Source organism: Streptomyces beigongshangae, from assembly GCF_019710745.1.
Taxonomy (GTDB): domain Bacteria; phylum Actinomycetota; class Actinomycetes; order Streptomycetales; family Streptomycetaceae; genus Streptomyces; species Streptomyces beigongshangae.
On the sequence record NZ_JAHKJW010000029.1, the window covers coordinates 39,653 to 65,525 of the forward strand.

Sequence of the window (25,873 nt, forward strand, 5' to 3'; positions counted from 1 at the left end):
GTACCGGGCGCCCCCGTACGGGGCGCAGGGGTCCACAACAGGCGGCCGCGCATGGCGATATGTCCTCACTCAGGGTGTCCACGCCCTGGTTCGACGAGACCGACGACGAGAGTTCCTGGCTCCCGGGGACGGGCTCCCCGGTGACAGTGGCGGGACCGCGCCGGATTCGCACCGGCTTCCTCTCCTGCCGTCGTACATGGCCCCGGCAGTCCACCACGGTCCGAGAACACCCGTCAACTTGCCGTTGACCTGCGAAGGGAGAGTGTGCTGAGGCCCACATCCGCCGGACCCGGGACCCGTCCGGCGCCTCGCCGGACACGGACACGCGTCCGCCCCGCCGGGCCGCGGGTGAGGCGGCCCGGCGGGGCGGACGGCGGCGCTCCGGCCACACGGCCCGACATGCGCGGCCCGGCGGCCGTACCGGTCGGACGGCCGTACCGGTCAGATAATGATCAGGTAGATCCCGTACGCCACGGCCGCCGCGCAGGCCGCGAAGCAGGCGTACGCGCCGGTGACCGCGAGGGCCGCGGAGCCGCCCTGCGCGGTGGCCGACTCGCGCTTGGAGAGGCCGACGATGCCGAGGGTGAAGAGGCCCACGAGGGCGACGGTGGCGATGAGGCTGACTCCGAACACGGAGCCGAGGGCTGCCCAGTCGATCTTCATGCGGTTCGTTCCTTACACCGTGGCCGGACGGGCCGGCTCGGCGTCCGGGCCCGGGATGGTGGTCTTCAGGTCGCCGGTCGCGGCCGCGGTCGCGGCGACCGCGCCGGTGGGAGGCGGGGTGACGGCGGCGATCGCGGCGGTCACTATGCCGGCGGGGTCGTCGTTCACGTTGTCGACGGTGACGGGCTGGCGACGGGACAGGACCCAGATCAGCCCCGAGCCGGCGATCAGCAGCGCGCCGGTGAGGACGATGCCCCAGGTGCCCTGCTTGGTGAGGAGTTCGGCGCCCGCGCCGACCAGGCCGGCGGCGGGGAGCGTGAGCCCCCAGGCGACGAACATGCGGGTCGCGGTCGACCAGCGGACGACACCGCCCTTGCGGCCGAGGCCCGAGCCCATCACGGCGCCGGAGCAGGACTGGGTGGTGGAGAGGGAGAAGCCGAGGTGCGAGGAGGCCAGGATGACCGTCGCGGCGCTGGTCTGGGCGGCGAAGCCCTGCGGCGGCGCGAGGTCGGTGAGGCCCCTGCCCATGGTGCGGATGATGCGCCAGCCGCCCAGGTAGGTGCCGAGCGCGATGGCTATGCCGGCCGAGACGATGACCCACAGGGGCGGGTTGGAGCCGGGCGCGAGGACACCGCCGGTGACCAGGGCCAGGGTGATGATGCCCATGGTCTTCTGCGCGTCGTTCGTGCCGTGGGCCAGTGAGACCAGGCCCGCGGAGGTGATCTGGCCCGCGCGGTAGCCCTTGGAGGTCGCCTTCTCGCCGGCCTGCCTGCTGATCCGGTACGTCAGCCGGGTGGCGAGCATCGCGGCGAGTCCGGCCACCACGGGTGCGGCGACCGCGGGGATGAGGACCTTGGTGACGACGGTCGAGCCGTTCACCGACGACCAGCCCGCCGACATGACGGCGGCGCCGATCAGGCCGCCGAAGAGGGCGTGGGACGAGCTGGACGGCAGGCCCAGGAGCCAGGTCAGCAGATTCCACAGGATGGCGCCGACGAGCGCCGCGAAGATCACTTCGGTGCGGATGCCCTCTTCGTCGATGATGCCGCCGGAGATCGTCTTGGCGACCTCCACGGAGAGGAACGCTCCGACGAGGTTCAGCACGGCGGACATGGCCACCGCCGTCTTGGGCTTGAGGGCGCCGGTCGAGATGGTCGTCGCCATCGCGTTGGCAGTGTCGTGGAAACCGTTCGTGAAATCGAACACGAGAGCGGTGACGATCACGATTCCGAGGAGGAGCGTGATGTGTTCCATTTACCCAGACTTCTATTGGACGACAGTGGCAGGAGGAACGTAGGCAACCTGGATGAACGGAAGGTGAACTGAGGCGGGCTGTGTGGTGACCCGATTGAGGTGCTGTCATTCCGCTTGCGTCGAGGCGGCGGGGGTCGGCCTCGAACAGAGGCGGAATACGAGGGTCCGTCGACCCTTTGCGGATTCGCGAAGCCGTTCGGCCGGACCCGGGGAACCGCCGGGGAGATCCCGGTCACCCGGTGGCGTTCTGCTGGCAGGATCGCGGCATGGCTGAGCGGCGGCGGGACGCGGAAGACGGACGGGGCACCGGGCGGGACGCCGGGTGGACGGACATACCCGGAACGGACACACCCGGAGCGGACATGGTCGGAACGGACACAGTCAGAACGGGCATACCCGGGGCGGACGCACCCGGGGCGGACGCGCCCCGGGCGGAAGGGACGCTGGAGCGGGCCTGGCGGGACCTCGTGGCGGTGGCCCGCCGGACGGTGGCCGACGGCCTGGTCGTCGGCACGTCGGGCAACGTGTCCGTGCGGGTGGGCGACACCGTCCTGGTCACGCCGACCGGGGTCCCGTACGGCCGGCTGACGCCCGGGGACCTCTGCGGGGTCTCCCTCGACGGCCGGCAGGTGCTCGGTTCGCTCGTCCCCACCAGCGAACTGCCCATGCACCTCGCCGTCTACCGCTCCACCGGGGCGCACGCCGTCGTCCACACCCACGCCGTGCACGCCACGGCCGTCTCCGCCCTCGTCGCGGAACTGCCCCTCGTCCACTACATGGCGGCCGCCCTGGGCGGGCCCGTCCGTGTCGCCCCCTACGCCACCTACGGCACGGAGGAACTGGCCCGGAACGTGCTGGAGGCCCTTCGCGACCGCACGGCCTGCCTCCTGCGGAACCACGGCACCCTGGCGTACGGCGCCACCCTCGACCAGGCGTACGACCGTACGGCCCAGCTCGAATGGATGTGCCGCGTATGGCTCACCGCGTCGTCCGTGCCCGGCCGCACGCCCGCCCTGCTGACCGGGGACCAGGTGGCGCGGGCGGGGGAGCGGATGAAGGGGTACGGCCAGCCGTGACGGCGGACCGGGCGGACCGGGCGGACCGGGCCGACCGGGCGGACCGGGCCGACCGGGCGGACCGGGCCGACCGGCCCGTTCCGTGCTTCCACTGGCCGACGGCGGGCTCCGTCAGGAGACTGGTCCCGTGCGTACCGTGAAGCCGACGACCGCGGCCCTGACCTCCGTCCTCACCGTTGCCCTCGCGGGCGCGGCCGGCATCGCCGCCGGCCGCTTCGCCGGCGACGCCGCCCTGAAGGCGGCACCGGGCCGGCCGCTGCCCACCGAACCGCCCCTCACCGTGCACGCCACGGCCGCGGGCCGGATCGCCCTGACCCGCGCCCTCGCCTCCCGGCGCCCGGGCGTGTACGGCCTGAGCGGCGACGGCAGCCACGCCGTCGTCGGCCCGGTCCTGTCCGGCGCCCCGCACACCGCCGACACGGTCGTGCGCCGTCTGGAGCGCGTCACCCACGGCACACCGGCACCCGGTGACAGGGTCCGGCTCACCCCCGGCCTGCACATCGGGAACCCGGGCTCCGCCCTCGGCCTCGACCACGCCGACGTGGAGATCCCCGGCGAACTCGGCGCCCTGCCCGCCTGGTTCGTGCCCGCCGCCCGCGACACCTGGGTGATCACCGTGCACGGCCTGGGCACCACGCGCGAGCACCCCATGAATGTCATGGAGTACCTGCACCACCGGCAGTTCCCCGTCCTCGCCCTCGCCTACCGCGGCGACGCCGGCGCGCCCCGCCCGCCGGGCGGACTGAGCCACCTCGGCGAGAGCGAGTGGCGCGACCTGGACGCGGCCCTCCGCTTCGCCGTCCGGCACGGCGCCGAACGCGTCATCCTGTACGGCTGGTCCACCGGCGCCACCATGGCGCTGCGCGCCGCCGAGCGCTCCGCGCTGCGCGACCGGATCCGCGGGCTCGTCCTGGACTCGCCGGTGCTCGACTGGGAGGCCACCCTGCGCGCGCTGGCGACGGCCCGCCGCACCCCCGGTGCCCTGCTGCCGCTGGCCGTTCGCGCCTACCAGGGGCGGACCGGCCTCGGCACCGGCCCCGTCGGGAGCCCCGTCGACCCGGCCCGGCTCAGGGTGCCCGCCCTCGTCCTGCACGGTCCCGGCGACGTCGTCGCCCCCTGGGGGCCCTCCCGCCGCCTCGCGGACCGCCGTACCGATCTCGTCACCCTCCACACGGTGCACGACGCGCCCCACGGTGCCATGTGGAACGCCGACCCGGCCGGTTGCGAAGAGGCGCTCCGCCGCTTTCTCACCCCGTTGATGTGATCCCGGGGCGGCCCGGTACCGAAGATTCCGTTTAACTGTGTACCAAGGGGTGCGGACCCCTCCGGGGCGCCTGCGCGGGCCGGTGCGCCGATCGCCTCTGTGGGCCCATGTGACATTCCGTTTGGGTTTTCGGAGCGTCAACGGGAAGACTGCCCCCGTGACGTCCCGTATCCCGCGCGACTCCAGGCTCCGACTCGTCCGCCCGCGATCCCTGGCCGCCGCCCCCCGAGCGATGACCCAGAGGCCCGCCCGTCGACCCGCACCCCGCCCGCCCGAGGGCACACCGGCGCCGGCGGAACTCGCCCGCATGGCACGCGCCGTACTCGCCGGCGCGGCCCGGGTCGCCCGCTGGGCCGACACCACCCTGGGCCCGGGCGGGGACGGCGACGCCCGGATCCGCGCCGCCACGGCCGCCGGCGGCACGTCGGACGGTGCGTCCGGCAGCACGTCCGGCGGCGGTGCGGAGGGCAAGGGCACCCTGTCCGACGACGCCGCCCGACGGGCCGCCGCCGAACTGGGCCTGACGCCGGATCAGGTGCGTGCGGACTGGGACGTCGCACGGCTGGCGGGCCTGGTCGAGGTGCACGGCGGCACCGCGCGCCCCGGCTGGCGGCTGCGCGCCTGGAACCGCGACGACAGCGCCGTGCTGCGCGGCTGGGTCGCCTTCTTCGACGCCTGGTCGATCGCCCACCCCGGCCCCGACGGGCACGAGCCCTCCGCCGTCGCCGAGGTCGTCTCGGCGATGCCGCAGGTCCTGTCCTTCCTCCAGCTGTCCGCGGGCCCCGTCCCCGTCCCGCAACTCCTGGACCTGCTCGAACAGCGCGTCACGGAACTGCGCACCGAGCGCTGCGAGATCTCCTACGGACCCCGGCCCGAACCGGCGCCCGAACCGGCGCCCGGGCCGGGCACCGGGGACACCCCCCTGGCCCCGCTGCTCGACTGGGCGCTGCACGCCCTCGCCGCCGTCGGCGCCCTCACCTGCGGCGACGGCCAGGCCACGCTCACCCCCCTGGGCAGCTGGGCGGTCTGGGTCAAGCTGGAGCAGATCTGCGTGGCCGCGCAGAGCCCCGCCGGGAACATCGAGCAGGGCGCCGAGGACATGCTCCGCGGCTGCGGCCGGCTGCGCCCCAACGCGGCCCGCGCCGAGTACCGCGCCTGGCTCGCCGCCCGCCCCGTCGGCAGCGCCGTCACCGAACTCCTCGCCGCCGCCCGCGGCGAGGACGCCCTGCTGCGCGGACTGGCCTTCGAGGCGCTGCGCGTGGTCGGCGCCCCCGCCGAGCCGGACGTCCGCGCGGTGGTGGACGAGACGCCCCTGCGCCCGTACGCCCTGCTGTGGCTCGCCGAGCACGACGGGCACGACCCCGAGGACGCCCACCTGGTGCTCACGCGCGAGGAGGCCACCTGGCTGTGGGTCGACACCGCCGCGGCCGTCGCCGACCACGGCGAGGCCCCGCTCCTCGTGCGGCACCTGGAGTCCGCGGTGCAGCCGACCGTCCCGGCGCTCCTCGACGAGGTGCGCGCGGTCGGCCACCCCCGCACCGTGCAGGTCCTGGTCGCCCTCGCCGCCGCCCACCCCGACCCGGCCCTCGCCAAGGCCGTGCGCCGCGCCGCCTTCCAGGTCCACACCGGGAGGAACTAGCCCGCCCGGCCGGCCGCGGGCGGCTCAGACCCTGGTCTCCGGGGCGTACGTGCCGAAGCTCCAGATGTTGCCCTCGACGTCCCGGGCCATGTAGTCCCGCGACCCGTGGTCCTGGTCCGTCGGGGGCATCAGGACCTCCGCCCCGTGGTCCACGGCCCGCTGGTGGTGGGCGTCGACGTCGTCCACCACGACGTACACCCCGGCGGGGCCCGCGTTCTTCATGGCCTCGTCGAAGGGGCTGCCGGTGCCCTTGGAGCCCAGCATCACGGTGCCGTTGCCCTGGACCAGCTCGGCGTGCACCACCCTGCCGTCCTCGTCCTCGTACACCGACGCCTCGGTGAAGCCGAACGCCTCGGTGAGCTGTCTGATCGCGGCCGTCGCGTCCGCGTACAGCAGTGTCGGGCAGATGCCCGGGCGTCCGCCATCCGTGCCTGTCATACCCCTCACTCCCTCCGGCCCGGCGGTTCCGCCCCACTGCCGGAACGCCGCCTGGATGTGACCTGTCCCACAGTCTCGCACCCGGCACCGACAACGCCCCGCCGGTCGCCGCAGCCGGGCGGCGCAGCGGCCCGTACCCGAACATCCGTACGCAGAAAAAGTGGTTGCACCGCCCCGTTAGACTTGGCCCATGGCCATTCTCCTCGTGCATTAGACGGCGTGAACGCCCGCAACCACCCACCCCGTCGTCAACCCTGCCCAGGAGTCCGTCCGTGATTTCCGCCTCCGGTATCGAGCTGCGCGCCGGCGCCCGCGTCCTCATCGAGTCCGCGACCTTCCGCATCACCAAGGGCGACCGCATCGGTCTGGTCGGCCGCAACGGCGCCGGCAAGACCACCCTCACCAAGGTCCTCGCGGGTGAGGGCGTCCCCGCCGCGGGGACCGTCGCCCGCTCCGGCGAGGTCGGCTACCTCCCGCAGGACCCGCGCACCGGCGACCTCGACATGCTGGCCCGCGACCGGGTGCTCTCCGCGCGCGGCCTGGACACCCTGATCCGCAAGATGCGCGAGAACGAGCAGCGCATCGCGAACGGCTCGGGCGCCACCCGCGAGAAGGCCCTCAGGCAGTACGAGCGCCAGGAGACGGAGTTCCTCACCAAGGGCGGGTACGCCGCCGAGGCGGAGGCCGCCACCATCGCCGCCGCGCTCAACCTCCCCGACCGGGTGCTCGGCCAGCCCCTCCACACGCTCTCCGGCGGTCAGCGCCGCCGTATCGAGCTGGCGCGGATCCTGTTCTCGGACGCCGACACCCTGCTCCTCGACGAGCCCACGAACCACCTCGACGCCGACTCCATCGTCTGGCTGCGCGACTACCTCAAGACGTACCGCGGCGGCTTCATCGTGATCTCCCACGACGTCGACCTGGTCGAGACCGTCGTCAACAAGGTGTTCTACCTGGACGCCAACCGCGCCCAGATCGACGTCTACAACATGGGCTGGAAGCTCTACCAGCAGCAGCGCGAGGCCGACGAGAAGCGCCGCAAGCGCGAGCGGCAGAACGCCGAGAAGAAGGCCGCCGCCCTGCACACGCAGGCCGACAAGATGCGTGCCAAGGCCACCAAGACCGTCGCCGCGCAGAACATGGCCAAGCGCGCGGACAAGCTGCTGGCCGGCCTGGAGGCCGAGCGGAAGTCCGACAAGGTCGCCAAGCTGCGCTTCCCCGACCCCTCCCCGTGCGGCAAGACCCCGCTGATGGCCGAGGGCCTGTCCAAGTCGTACGGCTCGCTGGAGATCTTCACCGACGTCGACCTGGCCATCGACAAGGGTTCACGCGTCGTCATCCTCGGCCTGAACGGCGCCGGCAAGACGACCCTGCTCCGCCTCCTCGGCGGCGCGGAGAAGCCCGACACCGGCCGGGTCGTCGAGGGCCACGGACTCAAGCTCGGCTACTACGCGCAGGAGCACGAGACCCTCGACCCGCAGCGCACGGTCCTGGAGAACATGCGCTCCGCCGCCCCCGACCTGGACCTCGTCGAGGTGCGCAAGACGCTCGGCTCGTTCCTGTTCTCCGGCGACGACGTCGACAAGCCCGCCGGTGTCCTGTCCGGCGGTGAGAAGACCCGGCTCGCGCTCGCCACCCTCGTCGTCTCGTCCGCGAACGTCCTCCTCCTCGACGAGCCGACGAACAACCTCGACCCGGCCAGCCGCGAGGAGATCCTCGGCGCGCTGCGCACCTACAAGGGCGCGGTCGTCCTCGTCACCCACGACGAGGGTGCCGTCGAGGCGCTCCAGCCGGAGCGGATCATCCTGCTGCCCGACGGCGTGGAGGACCTGTGGGGCGCCGACTACGCCGACCTGGTGGCCCTCGCCTGACGGTCCGCGGTGCTTGATCGATTGACTGATCCACTCCGTATGGATCATTCGGCCGATCCGTGATCCCCCATCTGTGTGAGGTCTCCTCATACCGAGGTGTGTCCTACACCGATTTCGCGGCCGGGCTCCCCGCTCCCGGGGGCCCGGCCGCCGTGCGTCGCTGACCTGGAACTTCGCCCGCTGACTCGGTCGGCCGTACGGATCCCGGACGGTTGGAATTCGTGATTCCGCTCGTGGTGACAGGCCGGCGCGCCGCAAGCTCGTCCCATCGACCTTGCCGAATGGGTGGCCAGGACGCTCATGAGGGGTGATCATGAGAAGTACCAGAGCGCACTTCCGCTGAGGAGGCACGGGTGGCCGAGACTCTGAAGAAGGGCAGCCGGGTGACCGGCGCCGCGCGCGACAAGCTCGCGGCAGACCTGAAGAAAAAGTACGACTCCGGTGCGAGCATCCGGGCACTGGCCGAGGAGACCGGCCGCTCGTATGGCTTCGTGCACCGGATGCTCAGCGAGTCGGGTGTCACGCTCCGTGGACGTGGCGGAGCGACGCGGGGCAAGAAGTCCGCGTCGAGCTGAAGCCGGGCGGCTGCTCGTTTTCGATGGTGGCCACCCGGTCGGCCGTATGACCGTCCGGGTGGTTACTGTGCAGTCACTTGAGGGTGCGCTCCTGCGGCGCCCTCGCCGACCGCACCCATCGGAGGCGTCCCATGGCATCGTTCGACCCGCTGCTCGACAAGGACGGCGTACGGCTCACCGTCGACGACGCGCTCGCCACGGTGACGCTCACCAACGCGGCCAAGCGCAACGTGCAGAGCCCCGCTCTGTGGCGGGCACTGGCCGAGGCGGGCCGACTGCTGCCGGGAACCGTGCGTGTCGTCGTGCTGCGCGCCGAGGGCAGGTCCTTCTCCGCGGGGCTCGACCGGCAGGCGTTCACGCCCGAGGGCTTCGACGGCGAGCCGTCGTTCGTCGACCTCGCGCGTGGTTCGGACGCCGAGCTCGACGCGGCCATCGCCGGGTACCAGGAGGGCTTCACCTGGTGGCGCAGGAGCGACATCGTGTCCGTCGCCGCCGTGCAGGGACACGCCATAGGGGCCGGCTTCCAGCTCGCGCTCGCCTGTGACCTGCGCGTCGTCGCCGACGACGTGCAGTTCGCCATGCGCGAGACCGGACTGGGGCTCGTGCCCGACCTCACGGGGACGCATCCGCTGGTGGGTCTCGTCGGCTACGCCCGCGCGCTGGAGATCTGCGCGACGGGGCGGTTCGTACAGGCGGAGGAGGCGCAGCGGAGCGGGCTCGCCAACATCGCCGTGCCCGCCGCCCAGCTCGACGACACGGTCGGGGAACTGGCCGCGGCGCTGCTGGCCGCGCCGCGGGACGCGCTCATCGAGACCAAGGCCCTGTTGCAGGGGGCCGTCGACCGTACGTACGAGGACCAGCGGGTGGCGGAGCGCGCCGCGCAGGGACGGCGGCTGCGGGACCTGGCGGGCCTCTCCGACTGACTCCGACCGGCTCCGACCGGCTCCGGTCGGCTTCTAGGGGGCCGGGGCGGCCGGGGGCACCGCGGTGACCAGTACCGCTGTCGTGGGACGGCCGGGACATCCCTCCGTGACGGCCGCGCGGACCGCCCTGGCCGTGTCCAGGGCGCGGACGGCCGGGCCCACCTCGATCTCCACCCGGACGTGGCGGCGGGGGAGGGCCGCGTCACCGGGGTGCTCCTCGATGTGCGCCGGACGGCTGAGGGCCGTCACGCCCGGCACGGACAGGACGGCGGCGGCCACGCGGGACTCGTCCGTGCCGGGTGCGGGGGAGGACCCGTCGGGGCGCAGGGCGCCGGTGTCGACGTCGGCTTCGGTGTCGGCTTCGGTGTCGACGCCGACATCGGTGTCGGCGTCGGTGCAGGGCGGATCCACAGAGGCCGTGCCCTCCTCCAGCAGCCCCGTCACCCGCAGGTCCACCTCCGTGACCCCCAGGCCCAGCCGGTCCGTCGCGGCGGAGGCGAGCACCGCGCGCAGACGGGACGCGGTCGTGGGCAGGGGCTCCGCGGGCGTGGCCGTGAACTCCGCGGTGATGCGCAGCGGGCCCGGCGGCAGCGCGCTCGGCGGTGGCGGTACGGCGGGCTCGGACACGTCGCCCGGGTCGACGAGGGCCAGCCGCACGGAACCCAGACGCACCTCCGGCATCCGGCGCACCGCGCGGCGCAGCACGGCGACGGCCGCCGCCTCCGTGATCCACGCGCCGTCGTGCGGACCGCCCAGCGGCAGCAGCCTGCCGCGGCCCAGCTGCTGCCGTACCGCCCACGTCCACCGGTCCGTCGTCATCGTCCCAGCCTGCCGCATCCCTGGCGCGCAAGTCGCCGACCGCGCTTAATGTGGGCTGAGAGGCCTACCGGAAGGGATGCACGGCGATGAGCGACACGACGCAGCAGCAGCGGCCCGAAAGTCCCGGGGCCGGGCAGCAGCCGGACCGGCGGCAGCCGGAGAGTACCGGCACGGGCAGACGCGGTGGCGGCGACCCCTCCGCCCGGGGGCGTACCACCATCGCCGACGGGGTCGTCGAGAAGATCGCCGGACTCGCCGCCCGCGACGTCCTCGGGGTGCACGCCATGGGCAGCGGGATCTCACGGACCTTCGGCGCGGTGCGCGACCGGGTGCCCGGCGGCGGCACGAAGTCCGTCAGCCGGGGCGTCAAGGCCGAGGTCGGCGAGGTGCAGACCGCGCTCGACCTGGAGATCGTCGTCGAATACGGCGTGTCCATCGCCGATGTCGCCCGTGACGTGCGGGAGAACGTCATCGCGGCCGTCGAGCGCATGACGGGCCTGGAGGTCGTCGAGGTCGACATCGCGGTCAGCGACGTCAAACTGCCGGAGGAGGACGAGGACGACGACGAACCGGAGAGCCGGCTCCGGTGACACCGCACGAGCCCCCGCCCGCATCCGCCGAGCGACCACCGAGTGACCTGCTGAGGAGCGCACCATGAGCATGGCCGTGATCGGCATGATCGTCGGAATGGCGCTGGGATTCGCCGGGTACTTCGGCGGGTTCGGCGCCTTCCTCCTGGTGGCGGCACTGGGCGCCGTCGGCTTCGTCGTGGGCCGCTTCCTGGAAGGGGATCTGGACCCCGGTGACCTCTTCCGCTCCCGCGGCGACCGCGGCGACCGCGACGACCACCGGCGGTGACGCACGTGTCCGATGAGCCCACCGGACCCGCGACCCCGACGGGTGCCCGGCCCGACAGCCCGGACCGTTCCGGCGGCCCGGACCGTCCCGGCCGCACGCGCCGCACCGTCGCGCCGGGCGAGCGCGGCGCGCTCAGGGTCACCGACCGGGTCGTCGCGAAGATCGCCCGGCAGGCGGCGCGCGAGGCGCTCGGCCCCCCGCCCTCCGGCGCGGCGCCCCCGCACACCACGGTCGTCGTGCACCGCGACCTGGCCCGCGTCGGCGTCGGTCTCGAACTCGGCTACCCCTGCGACATCGGCGCCCGGTGCGGTGCCGTGCGGCGCCGGGTCGCCGAACGGGTGGAGGCGCTGGCGGGGATGAAAGTACCCGAGGTCGCCGTCCGGGTGGAGCGGCTGCACCCCGCACCGGCGGGCGGCGCGGCACGGGGGAGGACGCGATGAGCGAGCCCCGGGGCCCGGAGACCACCCGGCACCCGCCCGTCGCCGGGGAAGGGGAACCCGCCGGGGGCGGACCCGGCCGGTCCGCCCCCGCGGCGGAGCACACCCCGCTGCCGGACCCCGACGACGCCGGGCACGGCAGCGGCCGGTTCTGGTCGGCCCGCCGGATTCCCGCGGCCGTCCTCGCGCCGCTGGTCCTGGCCGCCGCCGGCCTCCTGCTGTACGACGTCGTCGCCGTCCGCGCCGGCCGGTCCGCCCTGCACTGGCGCAGGTCCCTGGCGCGCGAACTCGCCGAACGGCCCCTGGACGACACCTGGGTGCTCGTCGGCGCCGGCGCCGCGACGGCCCTGGGCCTGTGGCTGTTCGTCCTCGCCGTGACCCCGGGACTGCGCGGCGTCCTGCCGATGTGGCGCCCCCGCCCCGACGTACGGGCCGGACTGCGCCGCGACGCCGCGGCGACGGTGCTGCGCGACCGGGCCATGGAGGTGCCCGGCGTGCGGTCGGTCCGGGTCCGTACGGGACGCGGGAAGGCGGATGTCCGCGCGGTCTCGCACTTCCGCGAACTCGACGACGTCCGCGCGGATCTGGACGCCGTACTCGCCGACGCCGTCGGGGAACTCGGCCTCGTCCGGCGGCCCGCCCTCTCGGTGCGGGTCACACGGCCGGGCCGGAAGGGGTGACCGGGGTGTTGAAGATCGCGAACCGTGTCCTGCTGGGCCTCGTGGGTCTGCTCCTCCTCGCGCTCGGCGGTTCCGTGCTGGCCGTCGGCCTCGGGGTGGACCCGCCCTCGTGGTGGATCCACGACGGGCGGCACGACGTGCTGCTGAGCGACGCCGACCGGACGCGGTGGCGGGACGACGGCTGGTGGTGGCCGGTCGTCGTCGCCGTACTGGCCCTGACCGTGCTGCTCGCCCTGTGGTGGCTGATCGCGGTGCTGCGGCGGCGCAGGCTCACCGAGGTGCCGGTCGACACCGGCGACGGCGAGGGCGCGCTGCTGCGGGGACGGGCCCTGGAGGACGCGCTGGCGGCCGAGGCGGGCGCGCTGGAAGGGGTACGGAGCGCGCGGGCGGCGCTCGGCGGCCGGCGCGGGGCCCCCGAGGTCCGGGTCCGCCTGCTCCTGGAACCGCACGCGGCCCCCGGCGAGACCCTGCACCGCCTGACGACGGAGCCGCTCGCCCACGCGAGGGACTCCGCCGGCCTCCCGTCCCTCCCGGCGGAGGTGCACCTGCGCGCGGTGGGACACCGCCCGGAGAGGGTCACCTGACGACGGATGTGCCCGGCCGCGCCGAGAGGTCGTGGCCGACGGACGTGTCCGGCCGCGCCGAGAGGTCGTGCCAGGAGCCGGGACCGGGGGCTAGAACCCGTGCCGGGCGCCCCCGTCGACGGGCACCATGATCCCGGTCAGGTAGGACGCCGCGGGCGACAGCAGGAACGCGGCCGTCCGCCCGAACTCCTCCGGCGTCCCGTAGCGCCGCAACGGGATCCGCGCCTCGTTGGCCGCCCGGGCGGCGGCGGGATCGGCCGCGTACCCGTCCAGCTCCCGTACGCGATCCGTGTCGATCCGTGCCGGAAGCAGCCCGACGACCCGGATGCCGCGCGGTCCGAGCTCGTCGGACAGGGACTTGGCGAACCCGGCGAGGCCGGGCCGCAGGCCGTTGGAGACGGTCAGCCCCGCGATCGGCTCGTGCACCGACCCGGAGAGCACGAAGCCGATGACCCCGCCCTCGCCCAGTTCGGCGGCGGCCGCGCGGGCCAGCCGGACCGCGCCGAGGAAGACGGAGTCGAACGCGGACCGCCACTGCTCGTCCGTGGTGTCGGCGACGAAGCCGGGTGCCGGGCCGCCGACGCTGACGAGGATGCCGTCGAAGCCGCCGAAGCGCTCACGGGCGGCGGCGATCAGCCGCTCCGGCGCCGACGGGTCGGCGTTGTCCACGGCCACCCCGTGCGCGTCCGGGCCGAGCGCCGCCGCGGCCTCGGCCACCGTCTTCCCTTCGCGTCCGGTGACGACCACCTTCGCGCCGTCGCCGACGAGTTCCCGTGCGGCGGCGTGGCCCAGGCCGCGCGTTGCTCCGGTGACGACGTAGACGCGGTCCTTCAGTCCGAGATCCATGGCGCTATCCTCCCCCGTCCCCCGTCCCGTCCGCATCGGGCACCCCCGTCTTCCCGTGGTCGTCGAACAGGGTGAGGGCGGTGCCCACCAGACCGATGTGGCTGAACGCCTGCGGGAAGTTGCCGAGCTGGTGCCCGGCCACGTGGTCGTACTCCTCCGCCAGCAGCCCCACGTCGTTGCGGAGCGCGACCAGCCGCTCGAACAGGTCGAGGGCCTCCTCCTTGCGGCCCGTCAGGTGCAGTGCGTCCGCGAGCCAGAACGAGCAGACCAGGAACGAGCCCTCGCCGCCCGGCAGCCCGTCGACCTCCTCCAGGTCGGAGCCGTGCGGATCCGTGCCGTGCGGGTCGCCCTTGTCGCGGGCCACGCCGTAGCGGTGCACGAACCCGTCGCGGGCGAGTTCCGCGCGCACCGCGTCCACCGTGCCGATCACCCGTGGGTCGTCCGGCGGCAGGAAGCCGATGCGGGGGATCAGCAGCAGCGCGGCGTCCAGCTCCCGGGAGCCGTAGGACTGGGTGAAGGTGTTGCGCTCGGGGTCGTAGCCGCGCTCGCACACCTCGCGGTGCACCTCGTCGCGCATCGCGCGCCACTTCTCCACGTCACCGTCCAGCCCGGGGTTCTCCTCCAGGGTGCGCACCGTGCGGTCGGCGGCCACCCAGGTCATCAGCTTCGAGTGGACGAAGTGACGGCGTCGGCCGCGCACCTCCCACAGCCCCTCGTCCGGCTTGCGCCAGGCCGAGTGCAGGAAGTCCATCAGGGCCTGGTGCAGCCGCCACATGTCCGGTTCGGCCGGCAGTCCCGCGTGCTGCGCCAGCGTGAGCGAGTCGATCACCTCGCCGTACACGTCGAGCTGGAGCTGCTCCACGGCGTCGTTGCCGATCCGCACCGGCGCCGAGCCGCGGAAGCCGGGCAGCCACGGCAGCTCGTACTCGGGGATCCGCCGCTCGCCCGCCAGGCCGTACATGATCTGGAGGTCCGCGGGATCGCCCGCGACCGCGCGCAGCAGCCAGTTGCGCCAGGCCTCCGCCTCCTCCTGGTAGCCGCACGCGAGCAGCGCGCCCAGCGTGAGCGTGGAGTCGCGCAGCCAGCAGTAGCGGTAGTCCCAGTTGCGGACGCCGCCGATCTCCTCGGGGAGCGAGGTCGTGGGGGCGGCGACGATACCGCCGCTCGGCGCGTAGGTGAGGGCCTTGAGGGTGATCAGGGAGCGGACGACCGCGTCGCGGTGCGGCCCGTCGTAGGTGCAGCGGGCCGCCCAGGCCCGCCAGTCGCCGACGCTGTGCTCCAGCGCCTCGTACGGGTCGACGAGTTCGGGGCGCGGCTCGTGGGAGGGGTGCCAGGTCAGGACGAAGGCGACCCGTTCGCCCTCGTCGACCGTGAACTCCGCGTACGTCCCGAAGTCCTCGCCCCAGGAGCGCACCTCGGGTTCGCTGCGCAGCCACGCCGAGTCCGGGCCCGCCACGGCCACCCGGTGGCCGTCCGACCTGCGCACCCACGGGACGACCGAGCCGTAGTCGAAGCGCAGCCGCAGGGTGCTGCGCAGGGTCACCCGGCCCTTGAGTCCCTCGACGATCCGGACGACGTCGGGGGCGCGGTCGCGCTGCGGCATCAGGTCGGTGACGCGGACCGAGCCCTCCTCGGTGTCCCACTCGGTGTCGAGGACGAGCGTGTCGGGGCGGTACGCCCTGCGCGTGCAGGTGTCCGCGCCCTTCGGCGCCATCCGCCAGTGCCCGTTGTCCTCGTCGCCCAGCAGCTTCGCGAAGCAGGCCGCCGAGTCGAACCGGGGCAGGCAGAGCCAGTCGATCGACCCGTCCCGCCCGACCAGGGCGGCGGTCTGGTGGTCGCCGATGAGCGCGTAGTCCTCGATGGAAGGGTGCACGTCTGCCAGCTTCCCGGGGTACCGGGTGATCAATCCCGGGGCACGGCGCGTCCGTCGCCACGTCCCGCCCGCGGACCGGGTTCCCGGAAAACGAATTGTGTTTAAGAACGCGAACCCGGTGCACACGTTGGTTCTGACACAGTCTTTATACGACCAGGTAGGAGACACACATCATGGGCATCATCGCCTGGATACTCATCGGTCTGCTCGCGGGGATCATCGCCAAGGCGATCATGCCGGGCAAGGACCCGGGCGGCATCATCATCACGATGCTCATCGGTATCGCGGGCGGTCTCCTCGGTGGCTGGCTCGGCAAGGTGATCTTCGGCGTCGACTCCATCGACGGCTTCTTCGAGATCTCCACCTGGGTCGCGGCCATCGTCGGCTCGCTCATCCTGCTCGCCCTGTACCGGGTCATCACCGGCAAGCGCCGCCACGCCTGATCCGGCATACGCCTGATCGGACGTACGCACAACGGCTCCGCCCTCCCGAACGGGAGGGCGGAGCCGTTTCGTGCCGCGCTTCGTCCCGGGCCGGCCCGGCCTCAGACCGTGGCGGGTTCCGCCTCCGGCGCGGGCTCGGCCGCGGCGGCCTCCCGGCGGTCCCGGTGCTCACGGCGGACCAGGACCACCCACCCCACGGGCACGCCCGCGGCGAAGAGCCACCACTGGATCGCGTACGCCATGTGGGGGCCGATACCGCTGTGGTCGGGCTCGCCGATCAGCTCGGGCGTGCCGCCCTTCGGCTCCGGCGAGGTCAGCGCGACATAGCCGCCGAGGACCTGCCTGCCGAGCGCCTTCGCCTGCTGCTCGCTGTTGATCAGCATGACCATGCGGTCGGGGAGGCCGCTCACGTCCTTGATGCCGCTGCCGGCGGTCGTCTCGTCGGCCATCAGCCGGCCGGTGAGGGTGATCTCCCCCTCCGGCGGCGCGGGGATGCGCGGGAACTCGGTCTGCGCGCCGGCCGCCGGGATCCAGCCGCGGTTGACCAGCAGGACCCGGCCGTCGTCCAGGACGAACGGCGTCAGCACATGGAAGCCGACCTCGTCGTCGGAGCTGGTGCGGCGGCGCACCACGACCTCGTCGGCGGTGTCGAAGGAGCCCTTCGCGGTCACCCGGCGGTACAGCTCCTCGCGCGCGACCGTCCGGCCCGGCGCGGTGAGCGATTCGGCGGGGACCGGTTCCGCGGCCAGCGACTCGGAGATCACCCGGTTCAGCGCGACCTTGTGCTCGTGCCGGTGGAGCTGCCAGAAGCCCAGTTCGATCATCGTCGGGATGAGCGCGAGCATGATGAGGGTGAGGATCACCCACTGCCGGGACAACAGGAAGCGGTACACCCCACGACCGTACAACCGGGGCGCGGGGTGCGTTCGGTCGGGTACCGGGTCAGACCCTGTCGACGATCCCCGCTTTTCCCTCCGCCCGGGCGCAGTGCGCGCCGCAGTACCAGTGCCCCCCGGCGTCGACGCCCTGCCCGACGATCTGGACCCGGCAGTGCTCGCAGAGGGGTGCCATGCGGTGGATCGCGCAGGCGAAGCAGTCGAAGACGTGCACCGCGCCCTGCGCGTGCACCTCGAAGGTCATTCCGTAGCTGTTGCCGCACACTTCACATGTCGCCATGCGCCACAGGGTGGGCCGTCGCGGCGGTCCGGGCGAGGGGGCCGCGGGCGAGTCGCCCGGCAATCACCCGTCCGTACGGTCACTTCCCGTACGGTCATTTCTCCGACGCCGGTTCCACGTTCCCCAGGAGCTGTCCGAACGCCGCCTCGTCGACGACCGGCGTGCCGAACTGGCGCGCCTTGACCACCTTGGACGTACCCGAGTCCGGGTCGTTCGTGACGAGCAGGCTGGTCAGCCGGGACAGGCTCGTCGCGACGTGCAGCCCCGCCTCGACCGCACGGTCCTCCAGGAGGTCGCGCTCGGTCGAGGTGTCGCCGGAGAACGCGACCCGCATGCCCTGCTTGAGCTGCTTGCCCTGCTCGTACCTGCCGGGGTTCGGGAACGGGCAGGCGGGCCGCTTGCGGGAGGGGCGCCAGCTCCCCGAGGGATGGCCGCCGGGGGAGTGGCCGCCGGCCGGCCGTCCGGTGCGCGGCACCGCCCGGTCCGTCCACTCCGTCAGCGGCAGGCACTCCAGGAGCGGCAGCCGTACGCCGTCGCGCGCGGCGGCCCGCAGACTGGGCCGGAACGCCTCGGCGAGCACGCGCGCGTCGTCCAGCGCGTGGTGCGCGCGCCGCTGCACGACGCCGAAGTGCGCGGCCAGCGACTCCAGCTTGTGGTTGGCCAGCGGCAGGCGCAGCTCCTTGGACAGCGCGATGGTGCACAGCCGCTGGCGGACCGGCGCCTCGCGCTCCACGCGCGCGTACTCCCGCGCGATCATCGACCAGTCGAAGACGGCGTTGTGCGCGACGAGTACCCGCCCCTCCAGCCGGGACGCGAACTCCTCGGCGACGTCCCGGAACAGGGGCGCCCCTTCGAGGACGTCGCTCGTCAGGCCGTGGATCCACACCGGACCCGGGTCCCGCTCCGGGTTGACCAGCGTGTACCAGTGGTCCTCGACCTCGCCGCGCGCGTCCAGCCGGTAGACCGCGGCCGACACTATGCGGTCGTCGCGGGCCAGTCCGGTGGTCTCCACGTCGACGACCGCGTACCCCGGTGGGTACGAGGCCGGCCACGGGACGGCGGACGGTGCGGTCTGACGGTCTTCGAGCATGGTCACCGAGGATAAGGGGCGCGACTGACATTTCTCTCCCCGGATCCGGACCCGGGGACGCCCCGGGGACGCCCCGGAACCGGATTCCGCGCCGCCCCCGCCCGCCCGCACCCCGGTCACCAGCGCCTTCGCCGGACGGACGGACCGTCCGCCCGAACCCGTGCGGTTCGTGCCCGCACGGCTATGGACCATTGCCGCGCCCGGTGCGACCGTGCTGCGCGCCTGGAATGCACGCGACGCGAAGGGCGGTACGGCATGGCACGCGTACGGTACGGGGCGCGGACCGGGGCGGAGACCGCCGCCGCGCGCGCCGCCGCGTCCCGGTTGCCCGACATCTGGTCCACCGGGGTGGTGGCCGTCTGGGAGAGCGACCCGGACGCGGTCGCGGCGGTCCTGCCGCCTCCCCTGGAGCCCACGGGACGCCCGCTGGTGCGGGCGAACATCAGCAGGGTGGACCTGCCCGGACAGCCGCTGGGCGCGGGGTCGTTCGCGGTCGCCGCCGCGCACGACGGGATCGAGGGCTGGTACCCGCTGGTCATGCCGATGACCCGGGAGCGGGCCCTCGTCGGCGGCCGCGAGGTCTTCGGCGAGCCCAAGAAGCTCGGCGAGGTGACCGTCGAGCGCGACGGCCCCGCCGTACGCGCCGTGCTCGCCCGGCACGGCATCGCGTTCGTGGAGGTGCGCGGCGCCGTGAGCGGGCCGCTGCCGCTGCCCGGACCGGCGCGGAGGACCGACTTCTACTTCAAGTTCCTGCCCGCGGTGGACGGTTCGGGCGCGGACGGTTCGGGCTTCGACGCCGGTCCCGTCCTCGTGCACTGCGTGCGCGACGAGAAGGTGCGCAGGCTGGAGCGGATCACCGGGGAGGTCGTCCTGCGGGAGTCGGTGTACGACCCCGTCGCGGACCTCCCGGTCCGCGCACTCGTCGGCATCACCCTGGGTGAGAGGACGACGGACCAGAAGGGCACCGTCGTCGCACGGGTGGACGCGCGGGCGCTGCTGCCGTACGTCCACCAGCGGTACGACGACCCCCGCCAGCTCCTCGACGCGCCCCCTGCGCCCCCGGTGTCCCCTGCGCCCCCGGTGTCCGCTGCGCCCGCCGAGGGAGGTGCCTGATGGACCTGCGGGAAGGACAGGTCGCCGTCGTCACCGGTGCGGCGAGCGGCGTCGGGCTGGCCATGGCGCGGCGGTTCGCGGCCGAGGGGCTGAGGGTCGTCCTCGCCGACGTGGAGGAGGCCGCCCTGGAGGAGGCCGCCGCCGGACTGCGCGGGGACGGGGCCGCGGTGCACGCGCGCGTGGTGGACGTCGGGGAGCGCGAGGAGGTCCTCGCGCTCGCCGAGGAGACGTACGGGAGGTTCGGCGCCGTGCACGTCCTGTGCAACAACGCCGGAGTCGGTTCGGGCGCCGAGGGCCGGATGTGGGAGCACGACCCGAACGACTGGAGGTGGGCGTTCGCGGTCAACGTGTGGGGCGTCTTCCACGGCATCCAGGCATTCGTCCCGCGGATGCTGGCCGGCGGCGGACCCGGCCACGTCGTCAACACCTCGTCCGCCGACGGCGGCATCGCACCCCTGCCCACGGCGTCCGTGTACGCCGTCACCAAGGCGGCCGTCGTGACGATGACCGAGTCCCTGTACGCGCACCTGAGGGCGGACCGCGCGCCCGTGGGGGCCTCCGTGCTCTTCCCCGGGCCGCACATGCTCCGTACGGGACTGTGGGAGTCGCACCGCAACCGGCCCGCGCGGTACGCCAAGCAGCGGCCCCGCAGGACCCCGTACCGCAGCCTCGGGCAGTGGGAGGCCGCGATGCGGGAGGCGGGGCGCGAGGTGCGGTTCACGCCGGTCGAGGAGGTCGCCGCCCTCGTCGTGGACGGCATCCGCGCGGACCGCTTCTGGCTGCTGCCCGAGAGCGAGCACGGCGACGCGCAGATCCGCGCGCGCTCGCAGTCGATGCTCGACCGCGCCGATCCGGCGTACCTGGAGAACTTCATCCTGGACTGAGGAGCCCCTGTGGCCACTGCGACGGAGCCCTATCTGATCATCTCCTCCGACTGTCACGCCGGACTGCCCACCGAGGAGTACCGGCCCTATCTGGAGGCCCGTTTCCACCGGGACTTCGACGAGTTCCTCGCGGGAGGGCGCCGCCGCCGCGAGGAGATGACCCGTCTCGGCATCCGCAACGAGGTCTTCGCCGACCGGTGGTTCCACGACAACGAGGAGGGCCTGCGCGGCGGCTGGGACACCGCGCAGCGCCTCAAGGAACTGGACGGCGACGGCGTGGCCGCCGAGGTGGTCTTCCCGGACGCCGACGCGGTGGACAGCCGCACCGCCGCGCCCTTCGGGGTGGGCCTCGGACTCTCCGGCGACCACGACCCCGACCTGGGCATGGCGGGCGCGCGGGCCCACAACCGGTGGCTCGCCGAGTTCGTCGGCGAACACCCCGAACGGCACTGCGGAGTCGCCCTGCTGCCCGTCACGGCACCCGTCGACCGGGTCGTCGCCGAGGTGCGCCGGGCCAGGGAGTCGGGCCTCGGCGCCCTGATGATCCCCTCCATGTGGGTCGACAAGGAGCCCTACCACGACCGCCGTTACGACCCGGTGTGGGCCGCGGCGGCCGAGTGCGGCATGCCGGTGCTCACCCACTCCGGGGCCGCGCCGCGCCACGAGTACGGGGACCACCTCGGCATCTACGTGAGCGAGGTGACCTGGTGGCCCGCCCGGCCGCTCTGGTTCCTGCTCTGGTCGGGCGTCTTCGAACGGCACCCCGGACTGCGGTTCGGCGTGGCGGAGTCGGGGTGCTGGTGGCTGCCGAACCTGCTGTGGTTCATGGACCGGCTCTACCTCGGCGCGCACGGCGGCAAGAAGCTGTCCCCCTTCGCGGAGCTGCGGCGCCCGCCGCACGAGTACCTCGACCGCCAGGTCTTCGTCTGCGCGACCAACACCAAACGGCGCGAGCTGGCCCAGCGCTACGAGATCGGCGTCGACAACATCCTGTGGGGCAGCGACTTCCCGCACCCCGAGGGCACCTGGCCCGACACGCGCGGATGGCTGGCACGGACCTTCCACGACATCCCGGTGGCGGAGACCCGCCGCATGCTGGGCCTCGCCGCCGCGGAGGTCTTCGGCTTCGACACCGGCAGGCTGGCCCCGCTCGCCCGGCGCATCGGCCCGACCCCGGCGGACCTCGGCCAGTGCGCGGACCAGCCGGCGGTGGAGGCGTCCTGGGCGCGCTCGCGCGAGGTGGGCCGCCACTGGCTGACGGACCACGACTTCCCGGTACTGGGGGTGACCCCGTGAGCGCGGACCGCCGTGAGCCCCCGGAGCGCCACACCGTCGTCTCGGCCGACTGCCACGCGGGCGCCGACCTCCTGGACTACCGGCCGTACCTGGCGAAGGGGTTCCACGACGAGTTCGACGCCTGGGCGGCCGCGTACGTCAACCCGTACGAGGACCTGACGGCCGACACGGCCGACCGGAACTGGAACTCCGGCCTGCGCCTCGCCGAGCTGGAGCGGGACGGGATCGTCGCGGAGGTGGTCTTCCCCAACACCGTCCCGCCGTTCTTCCCGTCCGGCTCCCTGATGGCGCCGGCCCCGACGGCCGGGGAGTTCGAGCGGCGCTGGGCCGGCCTGCGCGCCCACAACCGCTGGCTGGCGGACTTCTGCGCGGCCGCGCCCGGCCGCCGGGCGGGCGTCTTCCAGATCCTCCTGAACGACGTCGGGGAGGCGGTGAGGGAGGTCCGGTGGGCCGTCGCGGCGGGCCTCAAGGGAGGGCTGCTGCTGCCCGGCACCCCGCCGGGTTCGGGGCTGCCCGAGCTGTACTCGTCGGCGTACGACCCGATCTGGGCGGTGTGCGAGGAGCTGGGCGTGCCGGTGAACCACCACGCGGGCTCGGCCTCGCCGCCGCTCGGCGAGGAGCCCGCGGCCCGGGCGGTCTTCATGGTCGAGACGACCTGGTTCTCGCACCGCGCGCTCTGGCACCTGATCTTCGGCGGCGCCTTCCGCCGCCACCCCGGTCTGCGGCTGGTGCTGACCGAGCAGGGCTCGGGCTGGATCCCCGGGGTGCTCGACATGCTGGACTACTACCACGGCCGCCTGGTGGCCGGGGCCTCGAAGGCGGTCACCGCCGAGTCCAGGTTCGGCGCGGGGCTCGCCGCCTCGATGGGCGAGGGTCCCTCGCGGGTGTGGCGGGACAACTGCTTCGTCGGCGCGAGCTTCATGCGCCCGCACGAGGTGCCGCTGCGGCACCGCATCGGCCTGGACAAGATCATGTGGGGCAGCGACTACCCGCACGACGAGGGCACGTACCCGTACAGCAGGGAGGGCCTGCGGGCGGCGTACGCGGGTCTGCCGGCCGCGGAGGTCGCGGCGATGGCCGGCGGCAACGCGGCCCGGGTGTACGGCTTCGACCTGGACCTCCTGGACGCCGTGGCGGCCGAGGTCGGCCCGACGGTCGAGGAGATCGCCGAACCGCTGGAGGAGCCCCCGGCGGACGCGACGAGTCCGGTGTTCGCACGGGGAGGAGCGGTGCGGGTGTGGTGACCGGGCCGGACGCCCACCGTGTTCCCGCGGGTGCCCGCCGGCGGGCGCTCACCAGCGGATCGGCACCGGCACCGCCGTGAGCACGGCCGAGACCCCCGTCACCAGGCCCAGCACCACGACCTCGGCCCGCGCGGGGGCGTAGGCGGTGAGCGGGTCCGGTGCCCGGTGCAGACGGCGGCGGGCCCACAGTGCGAGGAGCGCGACGGCGGCCACGAGCAGCACCTTCGCGAGCAGGACCCGCCCGTACGCCGTCGTCGTCAGCTGCTCCAGGACCGTGCCGGACGGCATCCGGCGCAGCGTGCTGCACACCCCCGTCGCGGTGATCAGGGCGAGCAGGACGGCCGCCACGCGCGCGTAGAGGCCCAGCAGCGCGGCGCCCGCACCGGGAGCGCTGTGCCGCCACCGCAGCAGCGTGCGCAGCACGTACAGCAGTCCGCCCGTCCACAGGGCCGCGCAGACGAGATGGACGAGGGTCAGGGCCGAACCGGTCAGCGGGCCGTACTCGGTCGTCGGATGGGCGCGCAGCGCCTCCGCGACGGCTATGGCGGCCAGCGGCCACACCTGGCGGGCCGGACGGCGCGACAGCGCACACAGGCCCAGTGCGGCGAACGCGTTGACCTCCAGCAGCGCGAGCATGCCGTCCCTGGACTGGTAGAGCCCGCCGACGTCCATGTCGGAGGGACTGCGCGGCACCAGGTTCCCGGTGGCCACCACCGAGGCGAGACCGAGCGCGGCGACGAAACCGGCGGCGGCCGCGGCCGGGGCCCAGGCGCGCGGCACGTCCCCGTGCGGCGCGCCGGGCACCCTGCGCGCCAGCCGGGTGACGAAGACCTCACCGGCCGACACGCCGACCGCCGTGAACAGGACCGTCCGCAGCAGTGCGATCCCGGCCGCCCCGGGCGCGGCGGCCTCCCCCGTGTCGCGCAGCGCCAGCGACGGGCCGAGCAGGGGGATCAGCGCGGCCAGGGCCACCAGGACGAGGACGGTGACGGAGCGCCGTACGGAGACCGCGCCCGCCCCGCCGTCCGTTCCGGCAGCCGGTCCTGTCGAACTCACCTTGAGATCCTCCGCGGTCGTTGCACCCTTCCATACGCTTGCGGCCGCCCCGCGACTCAGGTCCAGCGCGCCGGATCCGCGTTCCCGGGCGCCGGGCGGCAGGACGGAGGGGCCGGGCGGCACACGGCCGCCCGGCCCCTCACGGTGCGCTCTTCGTGCTTTCCGTGCTTTCCGTGCCTTCCGTGCTTTCCGTAGTTTTCGTGCTTTCAGTGCGCTGGGTTACCTCGTCACCGCGTCCAGCGCGTCCGCCGTGCCCCAGCCGTAGAAGCCGTTGCGGTTCTTCGAGCCCTCGCAGACCGCGTCGATCTTGCCGTCGCCGTCGATGTCGTACGGGTCCGTGCACGGGGTGGCGTCGGCCTGCGCGTACAGCAGCGCCTTGACCAGGGCCGCCGAGGCGCGCGGGTGGGTCGACTTGATGAGCGCGGCGACGCCCGCGACGTGCGGCGACGCCATCGACGTACCGGCCATGTACCCCCATGAGCCGCCCGGCAGCGGGCCGAGGATCAGGCCGCTGGTGGCGGGCGGGGCCGGGGTCTGGTAGCTCGTCGAGTCGCCGCCGGGGGCCGCGATGTCGACGACGCCCAGGCCGTGGTTGGAGAAGGATGACTTGATGCCCTTCGCGCCGGTCGAGGAGACCGTGACGACACCCGGGAGCTGGGTCGGGATGTCGAGGCACTCGGACGGGTCGATCACGCGCTCCGCGGGAGTCGTGTCGTTGGGCGAGGACGGGTCGGTGATCTCGTCCGCGGCCAGGTCGTAGTTCTCGTTGCCCGCCGCCGCGACGTTGACCGTGCCCTTCTTCTCCGCGTACCGCGTCGCCCGGGTGAGGGCCTCGACGAGCGCCTTCTGGTCCGGGTCGTTCTTGCAGTTGAAGTACCACGGGTCGGTGTAGTAGCTGTTGTTCGTGACGTCCACGCCGTGCTCGGCCGCCCACATGAAGCCGCACACCACGGCCTCCGTGTAGAAGAAGCCGGCCGTCGTGGAGACCTTGATGCCGGACACCTTCACGCCGGGCGCGACCCCCGTGACACCGACGCCGTTCTTCGCGGCGGCGATCTCGCCCGCCACGTGCGTGCCGTGCGGGCTCTCCTCGGCGCTCGGCCGCCAGGCCCCGTCGCCGGTGTCCGGCTTGCCCGTCACGCAGTTGACCGACGCCTCGCGGTCGAAGTTCGGCGCGATGTCGGGGTGGGTGTCGTCGACGCCGGTGTCGATCACGGCGACCGTGACCTTCCTGCTGCCGAGCGTCTTCTGGTGCGCCTTGTCCGCCTTGATGGCGGGCAGGTCCCACTGGAGCGGTTCCAGCGGGTCCTGGCCGGCCGCGGCCGCCGCCCCGGCGGCGGCGACGTCCTGTGCGCTGAGCGCCTTCGGGGTGCCGACGTCGGTCGTGGACTGCGCGGGCAGCGGCGCCGTACGCGTCGAGCCCGCCGACTCCACCCCGCGCACCTTGCGGACGGTCTTCGCGAAGTCCGCGTTCGACGAGTGGACGACGATCACGCCGATCCGGTCGTACGACGTCACGATCGTGCCGCCGGCCCGGGTGATGGCCTTCTTCACCTGGGAGGACACCCCGTGCCCGGCGCGGACGTTGACGACGTAGCTCAGCGGGGTGGCCTCCGCCGAGATCTTCCCGGCCGCGTCGGCCGCGTCGGCCGCCGGAGCCGCGGACGCGGTGACGTTCGGCAGGAAGGCGAGAGCCGTGGCCAGGGCCATCCCCAGCGGGATGGCTATGACGCGGCGCGAGCGCGTGGTGGACGCGGTCATGCTGTCTCCA

Annotated in this window: 27 protein-coding genes and 1 riboswitch; of the genes, 16 read left to right on the forward strand and 11 right to left on the reverse strand. The window is 73.7% G+C overall.

The window, feature by feature from the left end:
• Window positions 1-89: 89 nt before the first annotated feature.
• Window positions 90-230: riboswitch (cobalamin riboswitch) on the reverse strand.
• A 211-nt stretch (window positions 231-441) separates the two neighbouring features.
• Both KM933_RS22580 and KM933_RS22585 read right to left on the reverse strand, forming a co-directional pair.
• Window positions 442-663: a hypothetical protein gene (locus KM933_RS22580; RefSeq protein WP_221354998.1), complete on the reverse strand. Its 222-nt coding sequence runs from the start codon at window positions 661-663 to the stop codon at window positions 442-444.
• Window positions 664-675: 12 nt separating this feature from the next.
• The gene (locus KM933_RS22585; RefSeq protein WP_221355000.1) at window positions 676-1,917 is read right to left on the reverse strand and encodes an inorganic phosphate transporter; all 1,242 of its coding nucleotides are present in this window, start codon (window positions 1,915-1,917) and stop codon (window positions 676-678) included.
• Window positions 1,918-2,279: 362 nt separating this feature from the next.
• Between KM933_RS22585 and KM933_RS22590 the strand changes: the two genes are divergently transcribed.
• The 3 genes from KM933_RS22590 to KM933_RS22600 all read left to right on the forward strand — a co-directional run bounded on the left by KM933_RS22590 (window position 2,280) and on the right by KM933_RS22600 (window position 5,896).
• The gene (locus KM933_RS22590) at window positions 2,280-2,993 is read left to right on the forward strand and encodes a class II aldolase/adducin family protein (protein ID WP_221355003.1); all 714 of its coding nucleotides are present in this window, start codon (window positions 2,280-2,282) and stop codon (window positions 2,991-2,993) included.
• Between the two features lie 127 nt (window positions 2,994-3,120).
• Window positions 3,121-4,257, forward strand: a complete 1,137-nt coding sequence (locus KM933_RS22595) for an alpha/beta hydrolase family protein (RefSeq protein ID WP_221355005.1) — start codon at window positions 3,121-3,123, stop codon at window positions 4,255-4,257.
• 157 nt (window positions 4,258-4,414) lie between these two features.
• The gene (locus KM933_RS22600) at window positions 4,415-5,896 is read left to right on the forward strand and encodes a hypothetical protein (protein ID WP_221355007.1); all 1,482 of its coding nucleotides are present in this window, start codon (window positions 4,415-4,417) and stop codon (window positions 5,894-5,896) included.
• Between the two features lie 24 nt (window positions 5,897-5,920).
• On the opposite strand, the gene KM933_RS22605 is transcribed toward KM933_RS22600, so the two are convergent.
• Window positions 5,921-6,334 (reverse strand): VOC family protein, encoded by a 414-nt coding sequence (locus KM933_RS22605; RefSeq protein WP_221355009.1) that lies wholly within the window; start codon window positions 6,332-6,334, stop codon window positions 5,921-5,923.
• Between the two features lie 272 nt (window positions 6,335-6,606).
• Between KM933_RS22605 and KM933_RS22610 the strand changes: the two genes are divergently transcribed.
• The 3 genes from KM933_RS22610 to KM933_RS22620 all read left to right on the forward strand — a co-directional run bounded on the left by KM933_RS22610 (window position 6,607) and on the right by KM933_RS22620 (window position 9,703).
• A complete protein-coding gene (locus KM933_RS22610) occupies window positions 6,607-8,205 on the forward strand; it encodes an ABC-F family ATP-binding cassette domain-containing protein (RefSeq protein ID WP_221355011.1) in 1,599 nt (532 codons plus the stop codon).
• A 353-nt stretch (window positions 8,206-8,558) separates the two neighbouring features.
• Window positions 8,559-8,780: a helix-turn-helix domain-containing protein gene (locus KM933_RS22615; protein ID WP_188114171.1), complete on the forward strand. Its 222-nt coding sequence runs from the start codon at window positions 8,559-8,561 to the stop codon at window positions 8,778-8,780.
• 131 nt (window positions 8,781-8,911) lie between these two features.
• Window positions 8,912-9,703 carry an enoyl-CoA hydratase/isomerase family protein gene (locus tag KM933_RS22620; RefSeq protein WP_221355013.1) on the forward strand — a complete coding sequence of 264 codons (792 nt, stop codon included), beginning with the start codon at window positions 8,912-8,914 and terminating at the stop codon, window positions 9,701-9,703.
• A gap of 33 nt (window positions 9,704-9,736) precedes the next feature.
• Here KM933_RS22620 and KM933_RS22625 read toward each other — a convergent pair whose 3' ends face one another.
• Window positions 9,737-10,522, reverse strand: coding sequence for a nucleopolyhedrovirus P10 family protein (locus KM933_RS22625; RefSeq protein ID WP_221355015.1), 786 nt, complete (start codon window positions 10,520-10,522; stop codon window positions 9,737-9,739).
• A gap of 86 nt (window positions 10,523-10,608) precedes the next feature.
• Here KM933_RS22625 and KM933_RS22630 point away from each other — a divergent pair, with 86 nt between their 5' ends.
• From KM933_RS22630 to amaP, 5 genes are all read left to right on the forward strand, one after another.
• Window positions 10,609-11,112, forward strand: a complete 504-nt coding sequence (locus tag KM933_RS22630) for an Asp23/Gls24 family envelope stress response protein (protein ID WP_221355017.1) — start codon at window positions 10,609-10,611, stop codon at window positions 11,110-11,112.
• Window positions 11,113-11,176: 64 nt separating this feature from the next.
• Window positions 11,177-11,380, forward strand: coding sequence for a hypothetical protein (locus KM933_RS22635; protein ID WP_221355019.1), 204 nt, complete (start codon window positions 11,177-11,179; stop codon window positions 11,378-11,380).
• Between the two features lie 5 nt (window positions 11,381-11,385).
• A complete protein-coding gene (locus KM933_RS22640) occupies window positions 11,386-11,820 on the forward strand; it encodes an Asp23/Gls24 family envelope stress response protein (RefSeq protein WP_430727354.1) in 435 nt (144 codons plus the stop codon).
• A complete protein-coding gene (locus tag KM933_RS22645) occupies window positions 11,817-12,497 on the forward strand; it encodes a DUF6286 domain-containing protein (RefSeq protein WP_221355023.1) in 681 nt (226 codons plus the stop codon). The genes KM933_RS22640 and KM933_RS22645 overlap by 4 nt, the downstream gene beginning before the upstream one ends.
• 5 nt (window positions 12,498-12,502) lie before the next feature.
• Window positions 12,503-13,081: an alkaline shock response membrane anchor protein AmaP gene (amaP, locus tag KM933_RS22650; RefSeq protein WP_221355024.1), complete on the forward strand. Its 579-nt coding sequence runs from the start codon at window positions 12,503-12,505 to the stop codon at window positions 13,079-13,081.
• A gap of 90 nt (window positions 13,082-13,171) precedes the next feature.
• Here amaP and KM933_RS22655 read toward each other — a convergent pair whose 3' ends face one another.
• On the reverse strand, window positions 13,172-13,927 hold the full coding sequence (locus KM933_RS22655; protein WP_221355026.1) for an SDR family oxidoreductase: 756 nt from the start codon (window positions 13,925-13,927) through the stop codon (window positions 13,172-13,174).
• A 4-nt stretch (window positions 13,928-13,931) separates the two neighbouring features.
• On the reverse strand, window positions 13,932-15,800 hold the full coding sequence (locus KM933_RS22660; RefSeq protein ID WP_221355028.1) for a glycoside hydrolase family 15 protein: 1,869 nt from the start codon (window positions 15,798-15,800) through the stop codon (window positions 13,932-13,934).
• 173 nt (window positions 15,801-15,973) lie between these two features.
• Between KM933_RS22660 and KM933_RS22665 the strand changes: the two genes are divergently transcribed.
• Complete coding sequence (locus KM933_RS22665; protein WP_221355030.1) at window positions 15,974-16,243, forward strand: GlsB/YeaQ/YmgE family stress response membrane protein; 270 nt, start codon at window positions 15,974-15,976, stop codon at window positions 16,241-16,243.
• Window positions 16,244-16,344: 101 nt separating this feature from the next.
• Here KM933_RS22665 and KM933_RS22670 read toward each other — a convergent pair whose 3' ends face one another.
• The 3 genes from KM933_RS22670 to KM933_RS22680 all read right to left on the reverse strand — a co-directional run bounded on the left by KM933_RS22670 (window position 16,345) and on the right by KM933_RS22680 (window position 18,509).
• On the reverse strand, window positions 16,345-17,136 hold the full coding sequence (locus KM933_RS22670) for an SURF1 family cytochrome oxidase biogenesis protein (RefSeq protein WP_221355032.1): 792 nt from the start codon (window positions 17,134-17,136) through the stop codon (window positions 16,345-16,347).
• Window positions 17,137-17,185: 49 nt separating this feature from the next.
• On the reverse strand, window positions 17,186-17,419 hold the full coding sequence (locus KM933_RS22675) for a hypothetical protein (protein ID WP_221355034.1): 234 nt from the start codon (window positions 17,417-17,419) through the stop codon (window positions 17,186-17,188).
• A 94-nt stretch (window positions 17,420-17,513) separates the two neighbouring features.
• On the reverse strand, window positions 17,514-18,509 hold the full coding sequence (locus tag KM933_RS22680; RefSeq protein WP_221355036.1) for a DEDDh family exonuclease: 996 nt from the start codon (window positions 18,507-18,509) through the stop codon (window positions 17,514-17,516).
• A 255-nt stretch (window positions 18,510-18,764) separates the two neighbouring features.
• Between KM933_RS22680 and KM933_RS22685 the strand changes: the two genes are divergently transcribed.
• From KM933_RS22685 to KM933_RS22700, 4 genes are read left to right on the forward strand one after another with little or no spacing between them, the layout of a single operon-like run.
• Window positions 18,765-19,622: an acetoacetate decarboxylase family protein gene (locus KM933_RS22685; protein ID WP_221355039.1), complete on the forward strand. Its 858-nt coding sequence runs from the start codon at window positions 18,765-18,767 to the stop codon at window positions 19,620-19,622.
• Window positions 19,622-20,506: an SDR family NAD(P)-dependent oxidoreductase gene (locus KM933_RS22690; RefSeq protein WP_221355041.1), complete on the forward strand. Its 885-nt coding sequence runs from the start codon at window positions 19,622-19,624 to the stop codon at window positions 20,504-20,506. The genes KM933_RS22685 and KM933_RS22690 overlap by 1 nt, the downstream gene beginning before the upstream one ends.
• A gap of 9 nt (window positions 20,507-20,515) precedes the next feature.
• Window positions 20,516-21,802, forward strand: a complete 1,287-nt coding sequence (locus tag KM933_RS22695) for an amidohydrolase family protein (protein ID WP_221355042.1) — start codon at window positions 20,516-20,518, stop codon at window positions 21,800-21,802.
• Window positions 21,799-23,046 (forward strand): amidohydrolase family protein, encoded by a 1,248-nt coding sequence (locus KM933_RS22700; RefSeq protein ID WP_221355044.1) that lies wholly within the window; start codon window positions 21,799-21,801, stop codon window positions 23,044-23,046. The genes KM933_RS22695 and KM933_RS22700 overlap by 4 nt, the downstream gene beginning before the upstream one ends.
• 48 nt (window positions 23,047-23,094) lie before the next feature.
• Here the strand turns inward: KM933_RS22700 and KM933_RS22705 are convergent, their stop codons facing one another.
• Both KM933_RS22705 and KM933_RS22710 read right to left on the reverse strand, forming a co-directional pair.
• A complete protein-coding gene (locus KM933_RS22705; RefSeq protein ID WP_221355046.1) occupies window positions 23,095-24,102 on the reverse strand; it encodes a CopD family protein in 1,008 nt (335 codons plus the stop codon).
• Window positions 24,103-24,321: 219 nt separating this feature from the next.
• Window positions 24,322-25,863, reverse strand: coding sequence for a S8 family peptidase (locus KM933_RS22710; protein ID WP_221355048.1), 1,542 nt, complete (start codon window positions 25,861-25,863; stop codon window positions 24,322-24,324).
• Window positions 25,864-25,873: the final 10 nt, after the last annotated feature.

Excerpts from the sequence above, each read along its gene's own strand:
- KM933_RS22580 (WP_221354998.1), bottom strand. The coding sequence starts at position 663 with ATGAAGATCGACTGGGCAGCCCTCGGCTCCGTGTTCGGAGTCAGCCTC.
- KM933_RS22585 (WP_221355000.1), bottom strand. The coding sequence starts at position 1,917 with ATGGAACACATCACGCTCCTCCTCGGAATCGTGATCGTCACCGCTCTC.
- KM933_RS22590 (WP_221355003.1), top strand. The coding sequence starts at position 2,280 with ATGGTCGGAACGGACACAGTCAGAACGGGCATACCCGGGGCGGACGCA.
- KM933_RS22605 (WP_221355009.1), bottom strand. The coding sequence starts at position 6,334 with ATGACAGGCACGGATGGCGGACGCCCGGGCATCTGCCCGACACTGCTG.
- KM933_RS22620 (WP_221355013.1), top strand. The coding sequence starts at position 8,912 with ATGGCATCGTTCGACCCGCTGCTCGACAAGGACGGCGTACGGCTCACC.
- KM933_RS22625 (WP_221355015.1), bottom strand. The coding sequence starts at position 10,522 with ATGACGACGGACCGGTGGACGTGGGCGGTACGGCAGCAGCTGGGCCGC.
- KM933_RS22630 (WP_221355017.1), top strand. The coding sequence starts at position 10,609 with ATGAGCGACACGACGCAGCAGCAGCGGCCCGAAAGTCCCGGGGCCGGG.
- KM933_RS22635 (WP_221355019.1), top strand. The coding sequence starts at position 11,177 with ATGAGCATGGCCGTGATCGGCATGATCGTCGGAATGGCGCTGGGATTC.
- KM933_RS22645 (WP_221355023.1), top strand. The coding sequence starts at position 11,817 with ATGAGCGAGCCCCGGGGCCCGGAGACCACCCGGCACCCGCCCGTCGCC.
- KM933_RS22655 (WP_221355026.1), bottom strand. The coding sequence starts at position 13,927 with ATGGATCTCGGACTGAAGGACCGCGTCTACGTCGTCACCGGAGCAACG.
- KM933_RS22665 (WP_221355030.1), top strand. The coding sequence starts at position 15,974 with ATGGGCATCATCGCCTGGATACTCATCGGTCTGCTCGCGGGGATCATC.
- KM933_RS22675 (WP_221355034.1), bottom strand. The coding sequence starts at position 17,419 with ATGGCGACATGTGAAGTGTGCGGCAACAGCTACGGAATGACCTTCGAG.
- KM933_RS22680 (WP_221355036.1), bottom strand. The coding sequence starts at position 18,509 with ATGCTCGAAGACCGTCAGACCGCACCGTCCGCCGTCCCGTGGCCGGCC.
- KM933_RS22685 (WP_221355039.1), top strand. The coding sequence starts at position 18,765 with ATGGCACGCGTACGGTACGGGGCGCGGACCGGGGCGGAGACCGCCGCC.
- KM933_RS22690 (WP_221355041.1), top strand. The coding sequence starts at position 19,622 with ATGGACCTGCGGGAAGGACAGGTCGCCGTCGTCACCGGTGCGGCGAGC.
- KM933_RS22710 (WP_221355048.1), bottom strand. The coding sequence starts at position 25,863 with ATGACCGCGTCCACCACGCGCTCGCGCCGCGTCATAGCCATCCCGCTG.